Raw genomic sequence first — 22,562 nt, forward strand, 5'->3', positions numbered from 1 at the left:
ACCACGACGCCGCTTCCTCATGCTACCGAGGCGTACGGACAACTCCTCGGACGGGACTTTAACCCGCTAGATTTACTGCTGTTACTGCGAACAGTCAGACTCGCTTATTTGTAAATAAAATCATATGGTTTTGTGATTACTCATCAGAATATTTGCCTAAACGTCCGGTTTGCGTATAATGAACTTTAGTAAAAATGGGTGTTTATTTTTCCTATATCCCCCCGCCTATTTCACGCCTGCTGCCTCTAAACCTAGCATATAGTGAAACAATCAGTCCTATTAATTATTTTTCTATTGAGCATTACAGGCTGCGCGACTCGTTATGGTGATGACAGTGCTGATTATGCCAAACAGAATCTAGAATCGGTCAAGACCACTGATATCGCCCTTGAGGCTACTCATGAGGTTGTTGTCTCCGAATCTTCTCAAGAATTAAAATCCGCACCTCTGACCTGCCTTGCGGTATTCCCTATTACCGCTAAGGAGGGTGATCTTAAGGGAGCAGAGTCAATTCGCAGTGCACTCCACGCACATCTGGCACCCACTGGTATTCGTCTGGTAGCGCTCCAACGGGTCGATGCTGCGATCAAAATGACTGACAACTCTTTGGATGACCTGAACGCTAATGTGGCTAAGTTAATCGACTGTGACACCATCATGTTGGGTGAAGTGACTGAGAGAGTGTCAAGTCAGTATGGTATCTACTCTGAGGCTCGTGCTGGAGCCAATATAAAAATTATTAGAGCCTCCACTGGGGATGTTCTCTGGCAGGATAGCCACACGGCAGTGATTAGAGGCGGAGGGATCCCGTTGGGGATGGTTAATGTTCCTCTAAATGTGGTTTTTGCAGGACTGAATCTTTACGGTGATCGAGATGTTTGGGTTGTTCACGATTTTGCTAGGCGAATTGTATCGGCGGTTCCGGGTTTGATTTATTAAGCCGAGGCCTTGCCTAGCAGGGATTGATCTGTTTTGATACGTTTCCGTTTCGATTCTTAAGGAAGCTCTGATTAAGTCCTTCGACAGGCTCAGGACGAACGGTAATATATTGATTACGTTCGTGGTGAGCTTGTCGAACCATGAATGTAATCAACTTAATCAGAGATTCCTTAATGAAACTTAGACAAAGTTAATACGCTGATATCCCCCACATCTCCCGCTTTTTTTATTTATTTACGAACTCGTTGTCTTTAAGATAAGAATACGAGAGATACTTCTCGATGAGAGGTCCATTGCTAAAAAAGAAGTTATCAGCTCCACGTGGATTTAACAGAGGAAACTCGATTCAATGAAACTGCCGATATTCCTAATCATCTGTGTACTCACTATCACGGGTTGTGCAACCCTCCCTGGTGAAAGTAGTAGTGGTTATGCCAAACAGAGCGATGTCGTTGTAGTTGAATCGTCCCAAGAATTGAAGTCCAACCCTCTGTCCTGCGTCGCAGTATTCCCTCTTACGGCGAAGAAGAATGATCTAAAAGGGGCTGAATTGATTCGTAAAGAGCTACACGCACATCTTGCACCCACTGGTATTCGTCTGGTAACGCTCCAACGGGTCGACGCTGCAATCAAAATGACTGACAACTCTTTGGATGACCTGAACGCTCATGTAGCCAAGTCAATCGGCTGTGACACTATCATGGTGGGTGAGATAACTGAAAAATCATCGAGGTATTATGGCGTTTACTCTGAAGTTCGTGCCGGAGCCAATATACAAATTATAAGAGCCTCCACAGGAGACGTTCTCTGGCAGGGCAGCCACACAGCAGTGATTAGAGGCGGCGGCATTCCCTTTGGTATAGGGAGCTTTGTTATGAATTCCGTTTTTGCAGGAATGAATCTTTACGGTGATCAAGGGGTTTGGGTAGTCCAGGATCTTGCTAGGCGAATTGTACTGGCAATTCCCGATCTGGTTTACCAGGGTGAAGACTAGCCTGTCTTGTATACTGTTGACGTCGATTTAATTCTGACCCGCTCTGTTTTGCGGAATGTAACTACGCAGAGGTGAATTAATCAGCTTCTTTCTGCATTATGGTTTGAAATAATTCTGAACCGATCAATCGATCTAACCATGCAATCAGATGATGATAGTGAGAGGTATAAAACCAATCCGGATTGACATTGGAAAATTGCCGGATAAATGGAAAGATCGCCATATCCGCCAGTGTGTAACGCCCGCCCATCAGATAACCATCCTGGCTCAAGCGTGTTTTCAATTCGGCTAGAAACGGTTCAGCTTGTTCCCGGTAATACGCTTCAGAATGTTCCGGAAAACGGACGGCATATTTGTAGAGATCCAGCGCCGGTTTAAAGGATGCATCATTTTTCTTGATCAGTGACATGATCTCAGCCGAAGCGCCCGGGTCGCTATCCAGCCAGTGTTCAGGATCATTCAGAGAGAGCGCCCATTGCATAATATCCAGGCTTTGTTCGAGCACACTGCCATCAGAAAATTTTAAAACCGGTACCGTGCCTTTCGGTGAGCATTCCAGCATTTCTTTGGGTTTGGCACGCAAACTGACTTCGTGTGTATCCACTTCAACGCCGCTGACTTTGATCGCCAATCGGGCACGGATCGCAAACGGACAACGGCGGAACGTATAAAGCAGCGGTTTCATTCTCAGTAGCGTTTGTATTCCAACAATCTGATCAGTTACGCTGCAGCACGATTCTGATCCCTAATTTTTTTGATTAAATCATAGGCCGTTTGCACTTCTTGGGCCTGTTCAGTCGCCACTGCGATCATTTCTTCCGGCACGCCCTGCCCCATTAATTTATCGGGATGATATTGACTCATTAATTTACGATAGGCATGTTTGATTTCTTGATCGGTATTCTCTTTGCTGACACCCAATGCTTTATACGCATCCTCCAATGCACTAGCCGATGTACTCCGTCCACCGGCGAAATGCATCTGATTCTGCACCATATCGAGCAATTGCTTAAATGCAGCCGGGTTATAGCCCAGTCGCCCGGCGACCTCTTTAATCAGTTCTTCTTCGGCAGAATTCAATTGGCCATCGGATAATCCCATGATAATGAGATAAACCAGCAGCATTTGTTTCAAATTATTGGAAGAACCGCATATAGCAAGGAATTCATTGATTTTTGGATGAATGTCATAGTCTGCAGCAGCGCCTTGCTTGAACAGCGCGATCGCCTTTAACCGATGATCCGGTGTCATGCCGAGTTTCTGCATGAACTGTTGCACATGCGATACTTCAGTCTCTGAAACACGGCCATCCGCCTTGGCCAGTTTTCCCATCAAAATAAAAACAGTTTCCAGGAAAATCGATTGGCGACGCGCAGCATTAAATGGATTCATTCCAGCCGAACCAAAAGCTCTGAATCGATCAATGATGCTTCCGACAAAATAACCTAGGAAAATGCCTAAGAAACCAAGGATGAAGAAGCCCGCTAAGGCACCGAGTATTCTAAACAATGAAGTTCCAGACTTAGCAATAAAAGAAGTGATTATAACGAATTCCCGCTTGATGCGACTGTTTTAAGGTTTGTCTCGCCTGCCTAAAACAAGTTTTCTCAATTCCCGGGTTAAGACTGATTAGTCCATTGCTCAGGTGTCAGCGTTTTCATCGATAGTGCATGAATTTCCTGTTTCATCCGATCACCCAACGATTTATACACCAATTGATGTTGCTGAATCATATTTTTCCCATTGAATTCCGCGCTCACAATCAACGCATGAAAGTGATTCCCGTCATCTCCCTCTACCGCTACGTGTTGACACGGCAACGAGGACTCGATATAGATTTTTACATTTTCAGCTGTCAGCATTTCAATCTCCTTCACGCGTTTTCTTAGGTTACAAAATTAAGCAATTGGTATCAAAACAATCAATCTAGTAGCGCAACTTATACCCGGTTTTGAGCATTCGGATGGCCAATAGGGAAATGGCCAGCAAACATATTGCCACAATCAACAGGCTAATATAAGGCGAAATATCCGATACGCCAAAGAAGCCATAGCGGAATCCATCGATCATATAAAAGAATGGATTGAGGTGAGACAAGTACTGCCAGGCGATGGGTAATGAGTGTATGGTGTAAAACACACCGGATAAAAATGACAGCGGCATAATGATAAAATTCTGGAAAGCTGCCAACTGATCAAACTTATCAGCCCAGATACCTGCGATCAAACCCAGCACACCCAGAATCGCACTGCCGAGTACGACAAACAACAGTGCCCAGAACGGCAACTGCAGCGGAACATCAAAGAATACCAGTGTCACCAAGTAAACCCCCAAGCCGACCAACAATCCGCGCACAATCGAAGCCAGAATATAGGCAAAGAAAATTGCGCGATAAGACAATGGTGATAATAAGATAAACACAATATTGCCACTGATTTTTGACTGAATCATGCTGGAAGATGCGTTGGCAAACGCATTTTGTATGACGGCCATCATCACCAGTCCCGGAATCAGAAAAATAGTATAGGCGACACCCGGGTAAACTTCCACATGTGCTTCTAGCACGTGAAGAAAAATCAGTAGATACAGCAAAGTAGATACCATCGGCGCCAGGATCGTTTGAAAACCGACTTTCCAGAACCGCAACAATTCCTTATAGAGTAGCGTAGAAAAACCGGTCATTTTGATTGATTCCCGTTATTTCTCATGATGCTGACAAAAACATCCTCCAGATCTGGCTGCTGCAAATGCATTTCCAGTATCTGGATATCCGCAATTCGCAGTGACGACAAAATAAATTCCACTTGTGCATAGTTTTCAATTCTAAGCTCAGCTATTCCGTCGTAATGACTGACTTGTACCGCTTGCAAAGCAAGTGGCAGCATGTCCGGCAATAATCGTAGTCGCACCGATTTCCCGGTGATCATTTTTCCAATCAGGTTCTGCGTACTATCCAGTGCAACTATTTCTCCTTCTTTCAGCATCGCAACACGATGGCACAACATCTCTGCTTCTTCGAGATAATGCGTGGTCAAAACAATCGTGTGTCCATCTTTATTAAGCTGCTTGATAAAATCCCAAAGTGTTTGGCGTAACTCAACATCCACACCGGCGGTCGGCTCATCCAGAATAATAACAGGCGGCTTGTGCACCAGTGCCTGCGCGACCAGAACACGGCGTTTCATACCCCCTGAAAGAGCACGCATGTTTGCATTCGCTTTGTCGGAAAGATCCAGGCGTTCGATAATTTCATCCACCCACCGGGTATTTTCCTTGATCCCGTAATAACCGGATTGGATTAACAGTACTTCGCGTACGGTGAAAAAAGGATCAAAAACCAATTCTTGCGGCACCACGCCTAAATTCCGGCGTGCTTGCTGATACTGTGTGCGCACATTGTGCCCCATCACATGCACTGAGCCGCTGTTAGCAAGCGACAAGCCGGCAATAATGCTGATCAGTGTCGTTTTACCGGCACCGTTAGGCCCGAGTAAAGCAAAAAATTCTCCCGCATGAATTTCAAGATCAATATTGGTCAACGCACGCAGATTACCGAAATGCTTACACACTTGCTTGACTTCAATGGCAGGCAGCATTCTATGGAAGATTAGAAGAAGATTGGCTTAGGGTTTCAAAGATCAGCAGGATTTTTTCCGATCAGGCAACACGCTGATTTGTGGTTTGATTGACTGGAATCGAAATCAACTCCACTACATCATATAACTGGATCAGGCTTTTAAGGCTTTCTGGCATGTTAATAAACTGCAATGGATAAGTATTTTTGCGCGTCGCACGTAACCACTCCAGCAACATACTAATAATCGTTGAGTCCACTTCAGTCACTTTATCCAGATCAATCATTAACTGATGATCGTCGAATAACGCAATTCCATCCTGAGTCAACCTCACAACATTATAAATGGTAACAGGTCCTTGCACGATGATTGTATCGTCATCGCGAGAAACTATTGAAACCAAAGCATTCAGATTATTCATCAGCCGGTACTATTTCTTACCTTCCAAAGATTTATTCTTATCCGTTAATACCTTCAGTAGTCCTTCGACACCGCCCTTGCGAACTTGACTGTTAAAAGTTCCGCGATAATTTGTTACCAGACTCACACCGGCAACCGTCACGTCAAATACTTTCCAGCCATCCGATTTTTTTTCCATGCTGTAATCAATCGGTATCGGTTCTTTTCCATTTCCTTGAATAACCACAGTCCGGACTGTTATTTCTACTTGATCACCCAGTTGCTTGACCGGATTGACATTAATCGTTTCATGATTATAACTGGTCAATGCATTGGAATAGGTACGCACCAGCAATGTACGAAATTCATCCACCAGTTTGTTTTTCTGCTCTGGCGCTGCTGTTGACCAATGCTGACCCATCGCCAGTTGCGTCATACGTGAAAAATTGAAATGCGGCAGTATTTTAGTTTCAATCAGATCCAGCATTTTATCCCGATTGCCACTTTTCAGTTCTTCATCTTTCTGGATAATCTCGATCACTTCCTTAACAGTTCTATCGACCAGCTTATCAGGAGACAAATCCATCGACCATGCTGGCAACACCAGCAAATTAGAAAGTATCAATACGGCTATTCCAAGAATTCTTTTCATTGTCCCCTCACAAAAATATTAAGTAATGCACAATACTAAACCAACAAAAATAAAATTAAAAATATCCGTTTAATTAGAGAGAATCATCTTTAGCCGCTTTATCAAATAAAAAACGACCGATTAATTCTTCAAGCACCATGGCTGAATTGGTTTTCATGACTTTATCGCCATCCTTTAGCATCACGTCATCCCCACCTGCAGCCAATCCGATATACTGCTCGCCTAGCAAACCTGACGTCAAGATGCTGGCAAACGTATCTTTCGGGAATGTAAACCGGCTATCCAAGCTCATCGTGACGACTGCATCATAAGTTTGCGTACTGAACTGAATATCAGTTACGCGCCCGACCACAACACCAGCACCTTTTACTGGTGCGCGAACTTTCAATCCGCCGATATTTTCAAAATTTCCGGTGATGACATAACTCTGTGAAGGATTATAAACATTCAGATTACCGACTTTAAGACTCAATACCATGAGTGCAGCAATACCTATGATCACAAACAAACCCACCCACAAATCCATTGTTGTCCGCTGCATCAACTCACTCCTCTAAACATGAAAGCGGTCAAAATAAAATCAAGCCCCAAAATCACTAATGATGAAGTCACCACAGTACGTGTCGTCGCACCTGACACGCCTTCTGCCGTGGGCGGTGCATCGTAGCCTTCAAAAACCGCAATGGCTGTCACGGCCACACCAAAAAAACAACTTTTGATAAAACCGTTTAAGATATCAAATCTAAAATCAACCGCACTTTGCATTTGCGACCAAAAGGAGCCTTCATCCACACCAATGAATACCACAGTCACCAGATAACCGCCAAACACACCCATTACAGAAAATATCGCCGCCAAAAACGGCATGGAAATCACGCCAGCCCAGAAACGCGGCGCCACTACACGTGCAATCGGATCGACGGCCATCATCCCCATGGCCGCCAGTTGTTCCGTCGCTTTCATTAATCCTATTTCCGCGGTAATTGCAGAACCGGCACGGCTAGCAAACAATAACGCGGCAACAACTGGACCTAATTCACGCACTAATGACAAGGCAACCAGTGTACCCACCGCTGATTCCGAACCGTATTTTTGTAATGTCTCATAGCCTTGAAGCCCCAGCACCATACCCACAAACAGTCCGGATACGACAATAATGATCAGAGACAAAACACCGGTAAAATACAATTCGCGTATAACTAAATTAAAACGGCGCAAGCTGGTGCCAGATTTTAATAAAACCAGGATAAAAAAGCGACTGGCAACACCCAGCCGCCAAACGCTTTCAATCACCCGATGCCCGATATTCTGAATACTGGACACGATCCGATTAGGCAAAATTATCCTCCAGATTCAAATCCTTTTTATAAGTCTGTGCAGGGTAATGAAACGGCACCGGCCCATCTTCTTCACCGTGAACAAACTGATGTACAAAAGGCGCGATCGATTCTCGCACTTCTTTTGGCGTGCCTTCGGCGGCTATCACACCATCTGCAATGAAATAAACATAATCAACAATTTTCAAAGATTCCTGCACATCGTGTGTTACCACGATCGACGTCATACCTAATGCATCGGTCAACCGGCGTATCAGATTTCCAATCACACTCAATGAAATCGGATCTAGCCCGGTAAAGGGTTCATCGTACATAATCAGCATCGGATCCAGTGCGATGGAACGCGCCAAAGCAACACGTCGTGCCATACCGCCGGATAACTCATTGGGCATTAGGTGATGTGCCCCACGCAAACCCACTGCATGCAGTTTCATTAATACCAGATCGCGAATCATCGATTCCGGCAAATTGGTATGCTCGCGCATCTGAAACGCGACATTGTCAAAAACCGACAAGTCGGTAAATAATGCGCCAAACTGAAACAGCATTCCCATCTTACGGCGCAGCTTGAATAGCGCATCGCGATTGAGTTCATGCACGACCTCTCCGGCAAACTTCACATATCCGGAAGTGGGCTGAATTGTGCCACCGATCAATTTGAGCAGCGTTGTTTTGCCCGATCCGCTCCCTCCCATGATGGCTATAACTTTGCCACGCGGCATGGTCATATTGATACCCTTCAGAATCGGGCGCGCGTTATAGGAGAAATTCAGGTCATTGACCTCAATTAAAGTTTCAACTGTCATACGATTTGGCCATGAAATAGGCGCGCTATAAATTGATTGTATTTCCGTAAAATCGGGCGAGTAGCAATTTTAATCCACTTTCCTTTGAAATATTGCGCTATCTGCGTTCTCACGATCGTTTTTCTGTTTTTTCCTTCAGATCCTGCAAGTAAATCCGCAGATCATTCTTGATTTCGGGTGCCAGCAAATATAGCCCAATGATATTGGGAATCGCCATAGCAAACACCATCGAATCGGTAAATAAAATAATATTGGATAATTGCGCTGAGGCGCCAATGATAATGAACGCGCAAAATAAAATTTTATAAATCCCCGCTACGACAAGCCGCTCACCAAACAAATACGTCGTGCATATTAATCCATAGTACGACCAGGAAATCATGGTGGAATAGGCAAACAGAAAAACCGTTAAGGCTAATACGTAAGGAAACCACGAAATGCCGGATGCGAAAGCGCGAGAAGCCAATTGCACCCCTTCAATGCCGCCACCTTCCACATAGGTGCCGGATATGACAATCACCAATGCCGTAATCATACAAATGACTACGGTATCAATGAATGGACCGAGCATCGCGACCATCCCTTGACTGATCGGCACATCGGTTTTTACCGCAGAATGCGCAATCGCCGAAGATCCCAACCCGGATTCATTGGAAAAAGTAGCGCGCTGCACGCCCATTAGCAATGCGCCCATTAATGCACCAATACCTGCCTGCGGATACAGTGCCATCTCAAAAATGGTTCTTAGCGCACCCGGGATTGCCGCATGGTGAACGCCAATCACTACCAAACCGGCAATGATATAAATAATCGCCATCACTGGAACCACACGCCCGGCTACGGCCGCAATCCATTGGATGCCGCCAATAATCACCATGCCAACCAGAATGGCCATAAATAAACCAAAAAGCCAACCCTTATCAGCCCAAAAACTGGCATCGCCCCCCGTTACAACCAATACTTGTTGATAGGCCTGATTAGCTTGAAACAAGCCACCTGCGCCGATCGTGCCGCCAATACAGCATACCGCAAACAATCCCGCCATAAACCTGCCCATTTGCGGCTGCTGTAGGCGATCAAACGCGCCGCGCAGATAATACATCGGGCCTCCCGATATGCTATTCGGATTGTGCTTGCTTCCATATTGCCGGTATTTAATCCCCAAGGTGACTTCAACAAACTTGGTCGACATACTTAAAATGCCCATAATGGCCATCCAGAATGTAGCACCCGGCCCCCCCACTGAAATGGCAACTGCCACACCCGCAATATTACCCAGACCAATGGTTGCCGACAGTGAAGTCATCAATGCCTGAAACCGGCTGATATGTCCGTTTGAATTTCCGCTATCATGTTTCCCGCGCAAAACATCGATGGCGTGCTTGAAATAGCGAATATTGATAAAACCAAGGTATACGGTAAAAAAAAGTGCCGCAGCAACCAGCCAAATCAATATCAACTTGATCTCAAGATCCAAGAATTGAACACTGTAAAAAATTACCGACGCCACAGCGTTTGAAACAGGTTCAACAGTAGAATCAATGACCTTATCAATTTCCATTAATTAAAGCACTCCATTGTACAAAGTATGTCAAACGCATTGTGTTTGACGCATACGGTACATTTGATCTGATTTATTTCAGAATTTTTATACGCTGTGAAAGAGAGAACCGAAATAGGCTTTATCCAAGCAGTACCGATAGCCATTTAACTGATAGTATTTCATTTTTTGCATAAGTAAACTTTCTAGTCCTAACGCGCAGTAACCGCTGAATTTTTTCATTTTGCCATATTTCTCTGGGTTTAGCATACCATGGCGTTATAAGTGATCTATCAAATATGACACACACCATTTTCTCAAGATAACATCATGTTCTTCAGCAAAAAATATTATCTGATCTTTTGCTTGATTCTCAATTTTGTCGCTCCGGCGTCATTTGCTACCGAAATATACCGCAGTGTCGATGAAAAAGGCCGCGTAACTTATTCGGACAGACCTTCCACCGGTGCAGCACCCGTCAAGATCATCAGCCAGCCCAGCCGGCAATTGTATCCAGTCGCCCGCGTATACGATGGTGATACGATTATTCTGGAAGACAAGAAACATGTCCGTTTATTGGGAGTCAACACACCCGAAATTGAAAGCCGTCAACGTGCAGAAGAACCCGGCGGTGTCGCCGCAAAAAAATGGCTGCAGGCTCAGTTGCAGGAAAATAAGGTTTATTTGGAATATGACCAAGTAAAACGGGATAAATATAAACGTTTATTGGCGCATGTATTTCTACCGGATGGCAAGCATCTCAACCTTGCTTTACTGGAAAACGGCTTGGCCGTAGTCAGCATCATCCCGCCCAACGGGCGTTACAGCGACAAACTGATTCAAGCGCAACAACATGCTGAGAAATTAAAACTGGGTATTTGGGGCATGCCGGAGTATCAAGCCCGGCCAATTTCCCAGATTGCCAATCACACCAAAGGCTGGCAACGATTTACCGGAATCCCGGTTTCGATTAGGAAAAGTAAGAAATATACGCGACTGCTGTTTAATGACAAAGTAGACATACGCGTCGCTAATACCAACCTCAATTTATTTCCTGCGCTGGATACTTACGTGGGAAAATCGCTTGAAATCCGCGGCTGGGTAGCACGCAAGAAAGACAGTTACACTATGTTAATTAACCACCCGAGTTCGTTAAGGAAGCTCTGATTAAGTCCTTCGAATCTCACTACGAACGTAATCAACACCTTGCCGTTCGTCCTATCGAAGGACTTAATCAGAGTTTCCTTAAATCGATTTATATTCCGGATTTCATTCAAACCACCCCACACAAGAGCTTATGCGCAAATGCTGACCTAGTGGAATCATAAACTTACAGCGCTCGGTTCTGTGCCAACCACGGCCACCGGTTAGGCACAAAACGCTGTCACAACCTTGCGTTGCGCGTAATGTAGAATCGAAGGCTTTTTATGGCCAGAAAACCACCATCCTGTTAGACTTTCAACGATTTAAGTCAACCATGAAAGTCAACGCCTGAGCGCCAATGCCATGAACACCGAACCGTGGGTCACAGCCGAACAAATTTCCCAGTATCTGGGCGTGGTAAAAAGCACCGTCTACCGCTGGCACAAGGGGCTGATAGCCCCTACGGGTAAGGGGCGCGGAGCGAAGTGGGTCAGCCTGACAAACACAAAACAAGTACAGGGAGATTTGATCAGATGATTTTCAGCGAAGATTCACGCGTCAAAATCCCCTGCGTTCTGCATCTGATGCGGCTTGGCTACCGCTACCTCTCGCTCAAGAATGCCGTATGGGACGAAGAGACCAATATCTTTCCGGACTTGTTTCGTGCCGCCGTCGCCCGGATTAATCCCGGCATTGAGAGTGACGACATCGACCGGCTGTTGACCGACGTTAAACTCCTGCTGGATAATGAAGACCTCGGCAAAGCCTTCTACGAAAAGCTTACGGAGCGCTCAGGTAACCGGCTGATCGACTTCGAGAACTTCAGCAACAACAGTTTCCATGTCGTCACCGAGTTAACCTGCAAGAATGGCGACGACGAATTCCGGCCGGACATCACCGTGCTCATCAACGGCATGCCGCTGGTCTTCATCGAGGTCAAGAAACCCAACAACCGCGAAGGCGTGCTGGCCGAGCGCAATCGCATTATCACGCGCTGCCGCAATCCACGCTTCCGTCGCTTCATCAACATTACCCAGCTGATGGTTTTCTCCAACAACATGGAATACGAAGACGGCTCGCCGCACCCTATCGAAGGCGCGTTCTATGCCAGCCCCTCGTATGACGTGCCGATCTTCAACTACTTCCGCGAAGAAGAAACGCTGAATCTGGCAGACCTGCTGGCCGACGAGGATGATGCGCTTGAAAACGAGGTGCTGCGTGATAACAATCTCAACGTCATCAAGCACAGCCCGGAATACCTCAGCAACAAAGCGCCCGACACGCCGACCAATCGCATCTGCACATCGTTGCTTAGCCGTGACCGGCTGGCCTTCCTGTTGCGCTTTGCGCTTGTCTATGTGAACGAGGCCGACGGCCTGCATAAGCACGTCATGCGTTACCCGCAGATCTTCGCTACCAAGGCGATTGAACGGAAACTGGATGCCGGTGTACGCATGGGGATCATCTGGCACACTCAGGGCAGCGGCAAGACCGCGCTGGCCTACTACAACACCCGTTTTCTCACCGACTACTTTCAGCACCGGGGCATCATCCCCAAGTTCTACTTCATCGTCGACCGGATCGACCTACTCACCCAGGCGCAACGTGAATTTTCCGGGCGCGGGTTGATCGTGCATTCCATTGATAGCCGCGATGCCTTTGCTCGTGACATCAAGACCACGCAAGTGCTGCACAACAATACCGGCAAACCTGAAATCACCGTGGTCAATATCCAGAAATTTCAGGACGACCCGGATGTGGTGCACGCCGAAGACTACGATGTCAGCATCCAGCGCGTCTATTTTCTCGACGAGGTGCATCGCAGCTACAACCCGCAGGGCAGCTTTCTCGCCAATCTCAGCCAGTCAGACCGCAATGCCATCAAGATCGTCCTCACCGGCACGCCGCTGCTGGGCGACGACTACAATTCCCGCGCCCTGTTTGGCGATTACATCCACAAGTACTACTACAACGCCTCCATCGCCGACGGCTACACACTGCGCCTGATCCGCGAAGAGATCGCCACCAACTACAAGCTCTCGCTGCAAGAAGCGCTCGCGGCCGTGGAGCTTCAGCAAGGAGACATCGATCGCAAGCTTATCTACGCGCACCCGAAGTTTGTCGAGCCCATGCTTGACTACATCGTGCGCGATTTCGAGAAGAGCCGCAGCGCGCTGGGCGATGCCAGCATCGGCGGCATGGTCATCTGCGACAGCGCCGATCAAGCCCGCCAGATGTTTGAGATTTTCAATGCCGTCTATGCAGTCCAGCCCACACCGGCTTATGCCGTGCGGGATTCCGCGCAAGAACTGATCGCCGCAACGCAACCGGAAAGCTACGCCGCCCTTACTCTGCTTGAAAATCGCGCCCGGAGCGCCGCACTGATCCTGCACGACGTGGGCAGCAAGGAAGAGCGCAAGCATTGGGTGGAAGACTTCAAGGCAGGCAAAATCGACCTACTGTTTGTCTACAACATGCTGCTCACCGGTTTTGATGCCAAGCGCTTGAAGAAGCTCTACCTCGGCCGGGTGATCCGCTCGCACAATCTGCTGCAGGCGCTCACCCGTGTTAATCGCCCCTACAAGGATTTCCGTTACGGCTACGTCGTCGATTTTGCTGATATCAGTAAAGTGTTTGAAGAAACAAACCAGCGTTACTTGAAAGAGTTAAATGAGGAACTGGGCGACGAGCAGGAGCATTACTCCAACCTGTTTAAATCCGCCGAAGAGATTGCGCAGGAAATCGAAACAATCAAGGACATCCTGTTCCGCTTCAATATCGAAAACGCCGAGGAGTTTTCACGGCAGATAAGCCAGATTCAGGATCGTGCCACCATGCTGGCGCTCAAGAAAGCGCTGACCGATGCCCGCAGCCTCTATAACCTGATCCGCCTGCAGGGCGACTACGGCTTGTTGCAACACCTCGACTTCCACAAGCTCAACCAGCTCTACCGCGAAACCTGCAATCACCTCGACCTGCTCAATCTCAAGGAAAGCATCGAATCGGCCACCGACACCAGCAGCCTGCTCAACGTTGCGTTGGAAGACGTGCTCTTCATGTTCACCAAGATCAAGGAAGAAGAGCTGGTACTAGCCGACAAACTCAAGAACACCTTGCGCCAGACCCGCGAAGCGCTCGCTGACAACTTCGACCAACAAGACCCCAAGTTCATCACCCTCAGGGAAGAACTGGAGCGGCTGTTCAAGAAAAAGAAACTCAACGAAGTCACGCAGGAAGAAATGACTGCCAATATCGGCGCGCTGGGCGCCATTCATGACCAGGTGAAAGAGCTGAACCGCCAGAACAACCAGTTGCGCGCAAAATACCGGGGCGATGCCAAATACACCCGCATCCACAAGCGCCTGCAAGAGCGCGGTGCGATTACGCAAACCGAGCGAAATCTGTTTGACGCTCTCTTGGGCGTCAAACAACAGGCTGATGAACAAGTACTGCAAAACACTCAACTGTTGGATAACGAAAGCTATTTCGAACGAATGATGCAACCCATCGTGATTGGCGAGTTTCAGACTCAACAAAAAATCAAACTGACACCCGATGCCTCTCGCACCATCAACCACTTGGTCGTGGCCGAATACATGAATGAATTTGCTGCGGGTTCCCGAAGTAAGTCGGCATAACAAAAAATAGTGAAGCTATGTAAATTTCAGCGGGTGAAACAAAACTCCCTCCCCTTCAAAGGGAGGGGTGGGGATGGGGTAGAGATGAAGGCTCAAACAAACCGCACGATTATCCTCAAAAAGCTTCAACGAACATTGCGAAACAGCATGACCGATGCGGAAATTCGGTTATGGCAACGGCTACGCAGTCGGCAATTGGCTGGCTGTAAATTTCGCCGCCAGCATCCGTACATGGATTTCGTATTGGACTTTGTCTGTCTGGAAAGGTGCTTGATTGTCGAGGTTGACGGTGGCCAGCACTTGGAAAACGAGCGAGATCGAAAACGAGACAGGCGTTTGCAGGAAGCTGGATTTGAGGTATTGCGATTTTGGAACAACCAAGTTTTGCAAGAAACTGACGCAGTGGTCGAGGCTATCTGGACAGCTTTACAGAACAAGACTACTTTACCCCATCCCCACCCCAACCCTCCCCTTGAAGGGGAGGGAGATAGCGCAGATGAAAGCCTTAATAACACAGGAGCACCCCTTTGATAACGCAGGAATTTGAACAACGCACGCGTGAGCTGATCGACAGCATCAAAGCCATCTGCGCCGCCTATGGCTTGGGCAACGACGGCAACGAATTCAAGATCATCACCCAGGTCTTTCTCTATAAATTCCTCAATGACAAATTCGCCTTCGAAGCCAAGAAAATCCGGCCCGGCCTCGCGCAGGCCGACAAGTGGGAACAAGCCATCGCCAGCCTGAGCGCCGACGACATGAAAATGCTGCAAATGCAGATGGGGCCGGACACCGCCCGCCTGAAACCCGAGCACTTCATCGCCCACCTGTGGAACCGCCAGACCGCACCGGAATTCGCCAAACTGTTTGACGATACCCTGCGCGACATCGCTATCAGCAACAATGAAATCTTCGCGGTGAAAACCGATGGCGGCACCAAGATCACCCTGTTCGACCGGGTCAGCGAATTCATCTCCGACCCATCCAAGCGCGACGCCTTTTGCCGCGCCCTCATCAACAAATTGGGCGACTTCAGCTTCGAGCGCATCTTCACGCAGAAATATGACTTCTACGCTACGCTGTTTGAATACCTGATCAAAGATTACAACAAAGACAGCGGCGGCAAATACGCTGAGTACTACACCCCGCACGCCGTCGCCAAGATTATGGCCGCCATCCTGGTGCCGGAGGCATTGCGCGGCAAGATCAAGGATGTCAGTTGCTACGACCCGTCAGCCGGTTCCGGCTCCCTGCTGATGAATATCGCCCACGCCATCGGCGAGCAACGTTGCAGCATCTATTCGCAGGACATCTCGCAGAAGTCATCCAGCCTGCTGCGCCTGAACCTCATCCTGAACAACCTGGTGCACTCCATCCCCCACATCATCCAGGGCAACACCCTGCTCCACCCCTATCACCGGGAGGGCAAGGTGCTGAAGAAGTTCGACTACATCGCCTCCAATCCGCCCTTCAAGATGGATTTCAGCGATTTCAGGAATGAGCTGGACAGCAAGGAGCACCAGGATCGCTTCTTCGCCGGGGTGCCGAACATCCCCAAGCAGGCCGTCGATAAGATGTCCATCTACCAGCTCTTTCTCCAGCACATCATTCATTCGCTGAAACCCGGCGGCAAGGCGGCGGTCGTGGTGCCCACCGGCTTCATCACCGCACAAAGCGGCATCGACAGGAAAATCCGTGAGCATCTGGTGAACAAGAAAATGCTCGCCGGTGTGGTTTCCATGCCGAGCAATATCTTCGCTACTACCGGCACCAACGTTTCCATTCTGTTTATCGACGACGCTAACAAGGAAGGCGTGGTGCTGGTCGATGCCTCCAACCTCGGCACCAAGGTCAAGGACGGCAAGAATCAGAAAACCCTGCTTTCCGATGCCGAGGAAGACCGCATCATCGCCACCTTTAACGCCAAGCAGGCGGTGGAGGATTTCTCGGTGGTGGTGAGCTACGACGAGATTGCCGCCAAGAACTATTCCTTGAGTGCAGGGCAATATTTTGATGTGAAGATCGAGTATTCATATCTTACGCCGGCACAGTTTGCCGCCAAGATGCTGGGCTTTACCGACAGCCTGGACAAATTGTTCAAGGAATCGGCTGGGCTGGAGCAGGAGATCAAGAAGCAGTTGGCAGGGTTGCGATATGAGTAAAAAACTAACCTCTTTAAGCGATCTGATTGATGAAATTTCAATGGGACCGTTTGGGTCAGACATTAAAGTAGAAAACTTCGTTTCAATTGGTGTTCCAGTTTTGAATGGTTCCAACCTTACTGGTTTTAGATTGGTAGAAGATAAATTCAAGTACGTTACCGAAGAAAAATCCAAGACCTACAAAAAGGCTATTGCGCGTAGAGGTGACATTGTTGTTACCCACCGAGGGACTCTTGGACAAATTTCATTTATTCCTGAAAACTCAAAATACGATTCATATGTTATTTCGCAAAGCCAATTTCGAGTAAGACTGAAAACAGAAAAAGCGATTCCAGCTTTTTTTGTTTACTATTTTCATACTGAGGAAGGCCAGAAAAGGCTTTTGTCATTCAAAAGCCACGTTGGTGTTCCTGCCTTAGCGCAAGCAACTACAAACTTTAGGCAACTAGAAATTCCTTTACCAGATATTTCTAGCCAGAAAAAAATCGCCGCCGTTCTTTCCGCTCTCGACGCCAAAATCGACTGCAACAACCGTCTCAATGCCGAGCTGGAAACGATGGCCAAGACGCTGTACGACTACTGGTTCGTGCAGTTCGATTTCCCCGACGCCAACGATAAACCCTACAAATCCTCCGGCGGCAAGATGGTCTACAACGCCACCCTGAAACGAGAGATTCCGGCGGGGTGGGAGGTGTCAAATCTGAGCGATCTAGTTGAACTTATTAAAGGAAATGTTTCCCCTTCTGATGTTGCAGAGAACACTCCGTATGTAGGGCTGGAGCATATTGGAAGAAAAACAATCGCCTTGTCAGATTGGGGAACTTCTGATTCTGCTGCCAGCGACAAGACCGTTTTCAAAAAGAACGATATTTTGTTTGGGAAAATACGCCCGTATTTTCACAAGGTAACAGTTGCACCTTTTGATGGAATTACATCAACCGACACCATCATCATGCGCCCTAAAAAAAGAGTGTTTTTTGGTCTAGTGTTAGAGACGATTTTTGCTGATGAGTTTGTTGACGCTGCGACGCAGTCATCCACTGGATCAAAGATGCCCAGAGCAGACTGGAGTGTTCTACGACACTATAAAGTTCCTGTGTCCGATACAAATTTATTGAATTCTTTCAATGCGGTCTTTGAGAAAGCTTTAGAAAAAATCTATCTATCTGAAACCGAAAACAAGAAGCTGATAGAGCTCCGCGACTGGCTCCTGCCCATGCTGATGAACGGCCAAGTAACGGTGGCCTAAACCATGGCTCAACGCAAACCACCACAACCCGCCAAAAAAACCGAGGTCTCCATGGTTCGCTCCTCAGCGGCGGAGTACTTGACCTTTATTGCTGCCAACGGCCAGGGTGGCGTGGAGGCGGTGTATGCCGATGAAAGCATCTGGCTGACGCAAAAGATGATGGGTGTGCTGTACAACGTGAACGTGCGCACGGTGAATGAGCACCTGAAAAAAATCTTTGCCGACAGCGAGCTTCAGGAAGATTCAGTTATCCGGAAATTCCGGATAACTGCCGCCGACGGCAAGAGTTACAACACTCTGCACTACAAGCTGCCTGCCATTATTGCCGTCGGCTACAAGGTGAATTCCGAGCGCGCAGTGCAGTTCCGCAACTGGGCCACGGGCATCATCGAGCAGTTCACCATCAAAGCCTATGTGATGGATGACGAGCGCATCAAGTCCGGTGGCTCCGTTCTCACCGAGCAGTATTTTGAAGAGCAGTTGCAGCGCATCCGCGAGATTCGCCTTTCGGAGCGCAAGTTCTACCAGAAGATCACCGACATCTACGCCACGGCGATTGATTACGACGTGACGGCGCAAGCCACCAAACGGTTCTTCACCACCGTCCAGAACAAGCTTCACTGGGCCATCCACGGGCAGACGGCGGCCGAGATCGTCTACCACTGTGCAGACGCCGACAAGGCAAACATGGGGCTGAGCACGTGGAAGGATGCCCCGGCGGGCAAGATTCAAAAATTCGATGTGGTGGTGGCCAAGAACTACCTGACCGAGCGCGAAATGGCGCAACTCTCCCGCCTGGTCAACGCCTATCTGGATGTGGCTGAGGACATGGCGCAGCGCAAGATTCCCATGACCATGCAGGATTGGGAAACGCGCCTCAACCGCTTTATCGAGGCCACGGACCGGGAAGTGTTGCAGGACGCGGGCAAGGTGACGGCAGAAATCGCCAAGGCACACGCCGAAAGCGAATTTGAGAAGTACCGCATCGTGCAGGATCGCTTGTATGAGAGTGATTTCGACCGCTTGGTCAAACAGATCGAATCTAAACACAAATCCGACAAAGAGGGAAAGTAAAGAATGGTCAACAAGAAAAACTCAGTCTCGTGGAGTGACGTCAAAACCAAATTGGCCGATTTCGACCGCGCCGGACTGCTCGGCCTGCTGCAAGATCTGTACGCAGCCAACAAGGATAATCAAACCTTCCTGCACGCGCGCCTCAATCTGGGCGACGATGTGCTCAAACCGTATAAAACCACCATCAACCGCTGGCTGTGGCCCGATGTGTTCAAGAATCAGGACACTTCGGTCGCCAAAGCCAAAAAACCTATCGCCGATTACAAGAAAGCCATTGGCCAAGCGGAAGGCCTGGCCGAACTGATGGTGTTTTATTGCGAACGGGCCGCGGGGTTCAGCAATGATGTCGGGCTGCAGGATGAGGGCTACTTCGACGCGCTGGTGCGGATGTTCGAGCAGGCATTAAAAACCATCGCCAGTTTGGCCGACGCGCAACGCCAGCCGTTATGGGACAGATTGGATGCTGTGCGCAGCACCTGTCACAACTTCGGCTATGGCGTCGGCGACGATATGGACGACTTGCTTGCCGAGTACAGGGCCGATGATTGAGCGCGATCAGTTGGCCGTGCTCCAAGCGGAAAACACCCGCCTGATCACGCTGCTGGAAGCTCACGGAATAGAATGGCGCCTACCGCCTGAGCCAATCACAGCTGAACCAGCGCCGCCCGTCCCGGAGTCAGAACCATTCCGTTTTTCCACCGCCGAAAAGGTGGCGCTGTTTCGTCGGCTGTTTCGCGGGCGCACCGACGTCTACCCAATCCGCTGGGAAAGCAAAGCTACCGGAAAATCTGGCTACGCACCGGCCTGTGGCAATGAGTGGCTGGCTGGTGTTTGCGAAAAACCGCGCATCAAATGTGGGGGGTGCAACAACCGCCTACTGATTCCGCTGACGGATACGGTTATCTACGAGCATCTCGCAGGCAAACGCACCATCGGCGTCTATCCGCTGCTGGCTGATGACAGTTGCCATTTCCTCGCTGCCGATTTCGATGAGGTGGAATGGCGGGAGGATGCCAAAGCATTTTACCAGTCGTGTCACGAACTGGGTGTACCGGTTGCCCTTGAAATATCACGTTCCGGCAACGGCGCACATGCCTGGATTTTCTTCTCCGGCAGCGTATCCGCTCGAGATGCGCGTCGACTCGGTACGGCGATCATTAGCCACACTTGCACCCGCACTCGCCAACTAAAGCTCGAATCCTACGACCGCTTGTTCCCCAATCAGGATGCTATGCCCAAAGGCGGTTTCGGCAATCTGATCGCTCTGCCGCTGCAGAAGACGCCGCGCGAGAACGATTGCAGTGTGTTCGTGGATGGGAATTTGCGTCCCTACCGCGATCAGTGGAAATTCTTGGCCTCCATCCTGCCAATGCCAGCCCACGATATCGAGCCCACCATCCTGAGAGCGACGGGTAATACGCACCCTCTCGATGTGACGTTCATCGATGAGGAAGATCAAAAGGAGCCTTGGAAACGATCCGCATCTGTCAGCAAGAAGCTGGCCGGGCCGATGCCGAAGTCGCTCACGGTGACGCTGGCCAACCTAATCTATTTCGAGAAGGCACAACTACCGCAATCACTGGCCAACCGCTTGATTCGTTTGGCGGCGTTCCAAAATCCTGAATTCTACAAGAAACAGGCGATGCGCTTTTCGGTGTGGGATGAGCCTCGCGTAATCGGCTGCGCCGAAAACTATCCCAATCACATTGCGCTTCCGCGTGGTTGCCTGGATGCTTCGCTGGAATTGCTTCGTGACAACGCGATTGGCTATGAGCTGGTCGACGAGCGATGCGCGGGTTCGCCGCTGGATGTCGCCTTTGCCGGCACCTTGCGTCTGGATCAAGAATTCGCCGCGGCCGCCATGTTGTATCACGATGCAGGCGTTCTGTGCGCGCCGACTGCCTTTGGCAAAACGGTTACGGCTGCTGCGATGATTGCGCGTCGTGGGGTAAACACGCTGGTGCTGGTGCATCGAACCGAATTACTCAAGCAATGGCAGGAGCGCTTGCTATCATTCTTGGGTGTTGGCAAGGATGTGGTCGGCACCATCGGTGGCGGCAAGCCCAAACCAACAAGGAAGATCGACATCGCGGTGATGCAATCGCTGTCGCGCCAGGGCGAAGTCAATTCGCTGGTCGAAAACTACGGCCACGTAATTGTGGACGAATGTCATCACGTCGGCGCGGCATCGTTCGATGCGATTCTGAAACAGGCCAAAGCCAAATACGTGCTCGGCCTGACCGCCACACCGATTCGCCGCGATGGCCAGCAGCCGATTATTTTTATGCAATGCGGCCCAACTCGCCACACTGCTGCCAAGCCCACGGGTACGCCGCACGATCTGGCTGTCACGCCGTGCACATTGCACTCACGGATTGATTTGTCGCAGGAAGCGGGGATTCAGGATGTGTTTCGTCACCTTGCCACCGACCAAGCCCGAACAGACACGATTGCTGCTGAGATCGTAAACGCCTACGGCCAGGGCCGCAAGGTGCTGGTGTTGACCGAGCGCACGGAACATCTCGATGCCATCCAGACAGCCTTGACCGACAAGGCTCCATCGTTGTTTGTCCTGCATGGACGGATATCCAAGAAGCGGCGTGCCACAATGATCGCGGAACTCAACGCGTTGCCACCCGACGCCCCGCGCGTTTTGCTGGCGACCGGCAAACTGGTTGGTGAAGGATTCGACCATCCCCCGCTCGACACTTTGGTGCTGGCAATGCCGGTTTCGTGGAAGGGAACATTGCAGCAGTATGCAGGCCGCCTCCACCGCGAACACGCCACCAAGACTAACGTGCGCATCATTGACTTCGTCGACAGCGGTCACCCGGCACTGCTGCGAATGTGGGATAAGCGCCAGCGTGGATACCGGGCGATGGGCTACCGGATGGCGGAAGGAATGGGTAAAAATTGACACGAAACCCTTGCCGTTCCTTGCAATCCAGCGCCAGCGCTAACGCTCTTGAGAGTCCACGGTGAGTCTGATCAACCAACCCCGCCCATATAGCACTGGAACCAGCTTATTCTTCATGGGTTCAAGCCGCGGTCCCA

Annotated in this window: 21 protein-coding genes; 10 read left to right on the top strand and 11 right to left on the bottom strand. The window is 49.3% G+C overall.

The window, feature by feature from the left end; all coding sequences use genetic code 11:
• Window positions 1–261 precede the first annotated feature (261 nt).
• Both ACH10T_RS09470 and ACH10T_RS09475 read left to right on the top strand, forming a co-directional pair.
• Complete coding sequence (locus ACH10T_RS09470) at window positions 262–939, top strand: hypothetical protein (protein WP_394809041.1); 678 nt, start codon at window positions 262–264, stop codon at window positions 937–939.
• A gap of 349 nt (window positions 940–1,288) precedes the next feature.
• Window positions 1,289–1,933, top strand: a complete 645-nt coding sequence (locus tag ACH10T_RS09475; RefSeq protein ID WP_394809042.1) for a GNA1162 family protein — start codon at window positions 1,289–1,291, stop codon at window positions 1,931–1,933.
• Between the two features lie 76 nt (window positions 1,934–2,009).
• Here ACH10T_RS09475 and ACH10T_RS09480 read toward each other — a convergent pair whose 3' ends face one another.
• The 11 genes from ACH10T_RS09480 to ACH10T_RS09530 all read right to left on the bottom strand — a co-directional run bounded on the left by ACH10T_RS09480 (window position 2,010) and on the right by ACH10T_RS09530 (window position 10,263).
• On the bottom strand, window positions 2,010–2,618 hold the full coding sequence (locus ACH10T_RS09480; protein WP_394809043.1) for a glutathione S-transferase: 609 nt from the start codon (window positions 2,616–2,618) through the stop codon (window positions 2,010–2,012).
• 35 nt (window positions 2,619–2,653) lie between these two features.
• The gene (djlA, locus tag ACH10T_RS09485; RefSeq protein WP_394809044.1) at window positions 2,654–3,442 is read right to left on the bottom strand and encodes a co-chaperone DjlA; all 789 of its coding nucleotides are present in this window, start codon (window positions 3,440–3,442) and stop codon (window positions 2,654–2,656) included.
• Window positions 3,443–3,552: 110 nt separating this feature from the next.
• The gene (locus ACH10T_RS09490; protein WP_394809045.1) at window positions 3,553–3,795 is read right to left on the bottom strand and encodes a BolA family protein; all 243 of its coding nucleotides are present in this window, start codon (window positions 3,793–3,795) and stop codon (window positions 3,553–3,555) included.
• Window positions 3,796–3,859: 64 nt separating this feature from the next.
• A complete protein-coding gene (locus tag ACH10T_RS09495) occupies window positions 3,860–4,615 on the bottom strand; it encodes an ABC transporter permease (protein ID WP_394809046.1) in 756 nt (251 codons plus the stop codon).
• Window positions 4,612–5,529 (bottom strand): ABC transporter ATP-binding protein, encoded by a 918-nt coding sequence (locus ACH10T_RS09500; protein ID WP_394809047.1) that lies wholly within the window; start codon window positions 5,527–5,529, stop codon window positions 4,612–4,614. Before ACH10T_RS09500 ends, ACH10T_RS09495 begins: the two co-directional genes overlap by 4 nt.
• A 61-nt stretch (window positions 5,530–5,590) precedes the next feature.
• Window positions 5,591–5,929 (bottom strand): lipid asymmetry maintenance protein MlaB, encoded by a 339-nt coding sequence (locus tag ACH10T_RS09505; protein WP_394809048.1) that lies wholly within the window; start codon window positions 5,927–5,929, stop codon window positions 5,591–5,593.
• A gap of 9 nt (window positions 5,930–5,938) precedes the next feature.
• The gene (locus ACH10T_RS09510) at window positions 5,939–6,559 is read right to left on the bottom strand and encodes a phospholipid-binding protein MlaC (protein ID WP_394809049.1); all 621 of its coding nucleotides are present in this window, start codon (window positions 6,557–6,559) and stop codon (window positions 5,939–5,941) included.
• 73 nt (window positions 6,560–6,632) lie between these two features.
• Window positions 6,633–7,100, bottom strand: a complete 468-nt coding sequence (gene mlaD / locus ACH10T_RS09515; RefSeq protein WP_394809050.1) for an outer membrane lipid asymmetry maintenance protein MlaD — start codon at window positions 7,098–7,100, stop codon at window positions 6,633–6,635.
• Window positions 7,100–7,897, bottom strand: a complete 798-nt coding sequence (gene mlaE, locus ACH10T_RS09520; protein WP_292995589.1) for a lipid asymmetry maintenance ABC transporter permease subunit MlaE — start codon at window positions 7,895–7,897, stop codon at window positions 7,100–7,102. The genes mlaD and mlaE overlap by 1 nt, the downstream gene beginning before the upstream one ends.
• Window positions 7,890–8,702: an ABC transporter ATP-binding protein gene (locus tag ACH10T_RS09525; RefSeq protein WP_394809051.1), complete on the bottom strand. Its 813-nt coding sequence runs from the start codon at window positions 8,700–8,702 to the stop codon at window positions 7,890–7,892. The genes mlaE and ACH10T_RS09525 overlap by 8 nt, the downstream gene beginning before the upstream one ends.
• Window positions 8,703–8,811: 109 nt before the next feature.
• Window positions 8,812–10,263 (bottom strand): alanine/glycine:cation symporter family protein, encoded by a 1,452-nt coding sequence (locus ACH10T_RS09530; protein ID WP_394809052.1) that lies wholly within the window; start codon window positions 10,261–10,263, stop codon window positions 8,812–8,814.
• Between the two features lie 309 nt (window positions 10,264–10,572).
• Here ACH10T_RS09530 and ACH10T_RS09535 point away from each other — a divergent pair, with 309 nt between their 5' ends.
• The 8 genes from ACH10T_RS09535 (at window position 10,573) to ACH10T_RS09570 (ending at window position 22,425) form a co-directional block, all read left to right on the top strand.
• On the top strand, window positions 10,573–11,409 hold the full coding sequence (locus tag ACH10T_RS09535) for a thermonuclease family protein (protein WP_394809053.1): 837 nt from the start codon (window positions 10,573–10,575) through the stop codon (window positions 11,407–11,409).
• A 509-nt stretch (window positions 11,410–11,918) separates the two neighbouring features.
• A complete protein-coding gene (locus ACH10T_RS09540; RefSeq protein ID WP_394809054.1) occupies window positions 11,919–15,023 on the top strand; it encodes a type I restriction endonuclease subunit R in 3,105 nt (1,034 codons plus the stop codon).
• A gap of 84 nt (window positions 15,024–15,107) precedes the next feature.
• Window positions 15,108–15,554: an endonuclease domain-containing protein gene (locus tag ACH10T_RS09545; RefSeq protein ID WP_394809055.1), complete on the top strand. Its 447-nt coding sequence runs from the start codon at window positions 15,108–15,110 to the stop codon at window positions 15,552–15,554.
• Window positions 15,551–17,185, top strand: coding sequence for a class I SAM-dependent DNA methyltransferase (locus ACH10T_RS09550; protein ID WP_394809056.1), 1,635 nt, complete (start codon window positions 15,551–15,553; stop codon window positions 17,183–17,185). The genes ACH10T_RS09545 and ACH10T_RS09550 overlap by 4 nt, the downstream gene beginning before the upstream one ends.
• Window positions 17,178–18,434 (top strand): restriction endonuclease subunit S, encoded by a 1,257-nt coding sequence (locus ACH10T_RS09555; protein WP_394809057.1) that lies wholly within the window; start codon window positions 17,178–17,180, stop codon window positions 18,432–18,434. The genes ACH10T_RS09550 and ACH10T_RS09555 overlap by 8 nt, the downstream gene beginning before the upstream one ends.
• Before the next feature lie 3 nt (window positions 18,435–18,437).
• Window positions 18,438–19,508, top strand: a complete 1,071-nt coding sequence (locus tag ACH10T_RS09560) for a virulence RhuM family protein (protein WP_394809058.1) — start codon at window positions 18,438–18,440, stop codon at window positions 19,506–19,508.
• Window positions 19,509–19,511: 3 nt separating this feature from the next.
• Window positions 19,512–20,057, top strand: coding sequence for a hypothetical protein (locus tag ACH10T_RS09565; RefSeq protein ID WP_394809059.1), 546 nt, complete (start codon window positions 19,512–19,514; stop codon window positions 20,055–20,057).
• Entirely contained in the window at window positions 20,050–22,425 is a 2,376-nt protein-coding gene (locus ACH10T_RS09570; protein ID WP_394809060.1) for a TOTE conflict system archaeo-eukaryotic primase domain-containing protein, read from the top strand. The genes ACH10T_RS09565 and ACH10T_RS09570 overlap by 8 nt, the downstream gene beginning before the upstream one ends.
• Window positions 22,426–22,562: the final 137 nt, after the last annotated feature.

The sequence above is a fragment of the Nitrosomonas sp. genome (assembly GCF_043753625.1).
In the GTDB taxonomy this organism is placed as follows: Bacteria; Pseudomonadota; Gammaproteobacteria; order Burkholderiales; family Nitrosomonadaceae; genus Nitrosomonas.

Coding starts and splice junctions, on each gene's coding strand:
- ACH10T_RS09570 (WP_394809060.1), top strand. CDS start 20,050: ATGATTGAGCGCGATCAGTTGGCCGTGCTCCAAGCGGAAAACACCCGC.
- ACH10T_RS09500 (WP_394809047.1), bottom strand. CDS start 5,529: ATGCTGCCTGCCATTGAAGTCAAGCAAGTGTGTAAGCATTTCGGTAAT.
- ACH10T_RS09475 (WP_394809042.1), top strand. CDS start 1,289: ATGAAACTGCCGATATTCCTAATCATCTGTGTACTCACTATCACGGGT.
- mlaD (WP_394809050.1), bottom strand. CDS start 7,100: ATGCAGCGGACAACAATGGATTTGTGGGTGGGTTTGTTTGTGATCATA.
- ACH10T_RS09495 (WP_394809046.1), bottom strand. CDS start 4,615: ATGACCGGTTTTTCTACGCTACTCTATAAGGAATTGTTGCGGTTCTGG.
- ACH10T_RS09565 (WP_394809059.1), top strand. CDS start 19,512: ATGGTCAACAAGAAAAACTCAGTCTCGTGGAGTGACGTCAAAACCAAA.
- ACH10T_RS09505 (WP_394809048.1), bottom strand. CDS start 5,929: ATGAATAATCTGAATGCTTTGGTTTCAATAGTTTCTCGCGATGACGAT.
- ACH10T_RS09555 (WP_394809057.1), top strand. CDS start 17,178: ATGAGTAAAAAACTAACCTCTTTAAGCGATCTGATTGATGAAATTTCA.
- ACH10T_RS09530 (WP_394809052.1), bottom strand. CDS start 10,263: ATGGAAATTGATAAGGTCATTGATTCTACTGTTGAACCTGTTTCAAAC.
- ACH10T_RS09490 (WP_394809045.1), bottom strand. CDS start 3,795: ATGCTGACAGCTGAAAATGTAAAAATCTATATCGAGTCCTCGTTGCCG.
- ACH10T_RS09535 (WP_394809053.1), top strand. CDS start 10,573: ATGTTCTTCAGCAAAAAATATTATCTGATCTTTTGCTTGATTCTCAAT.
- ACH10T_RS09480 (WP_394809043.1), bottom strand. CDS start 2,618: ATGAAACCGCTGCTTTATACGTTCCGCCGTTGTCCGTTTGCGATCCGT.
- ACH10T_RS09510 (WP_394809049.1), bottom strand. CDS start 6,559: ATGAAAAGAATTCTTGGAATAGCCGTATTGATACTTTCTAATTTGCTG.
- ACH10T_RS09545 (WP_394809055.1), top strand. CDS start 15,108: ATGAAGGCTCAAACAAACCGCACGATTATCCTCAAAAAGCTTCAACGA.
- ACH10T_RS09525 (WP_394809051.1), bottom strand. CDS start 8,702: ATGACAGTTGAAACTTTAATTGAGGTCAATGACCTGAATTTCTCCTAT.
- ACH10T_RS09560 (WP_394809058.1), top strand. CDS start 18,438: ATGGCTCAACGCAAACCACCACAACCCGCCAAAAAAACCGAGGTCTCC.
- ACH10T_RS09540 (WP_394809054.1), top strand. CDS start 11,919: ATGATTTTCAGCGAAGATTCACGCGTCAAAATCCCCTGCGTTCTGCAT.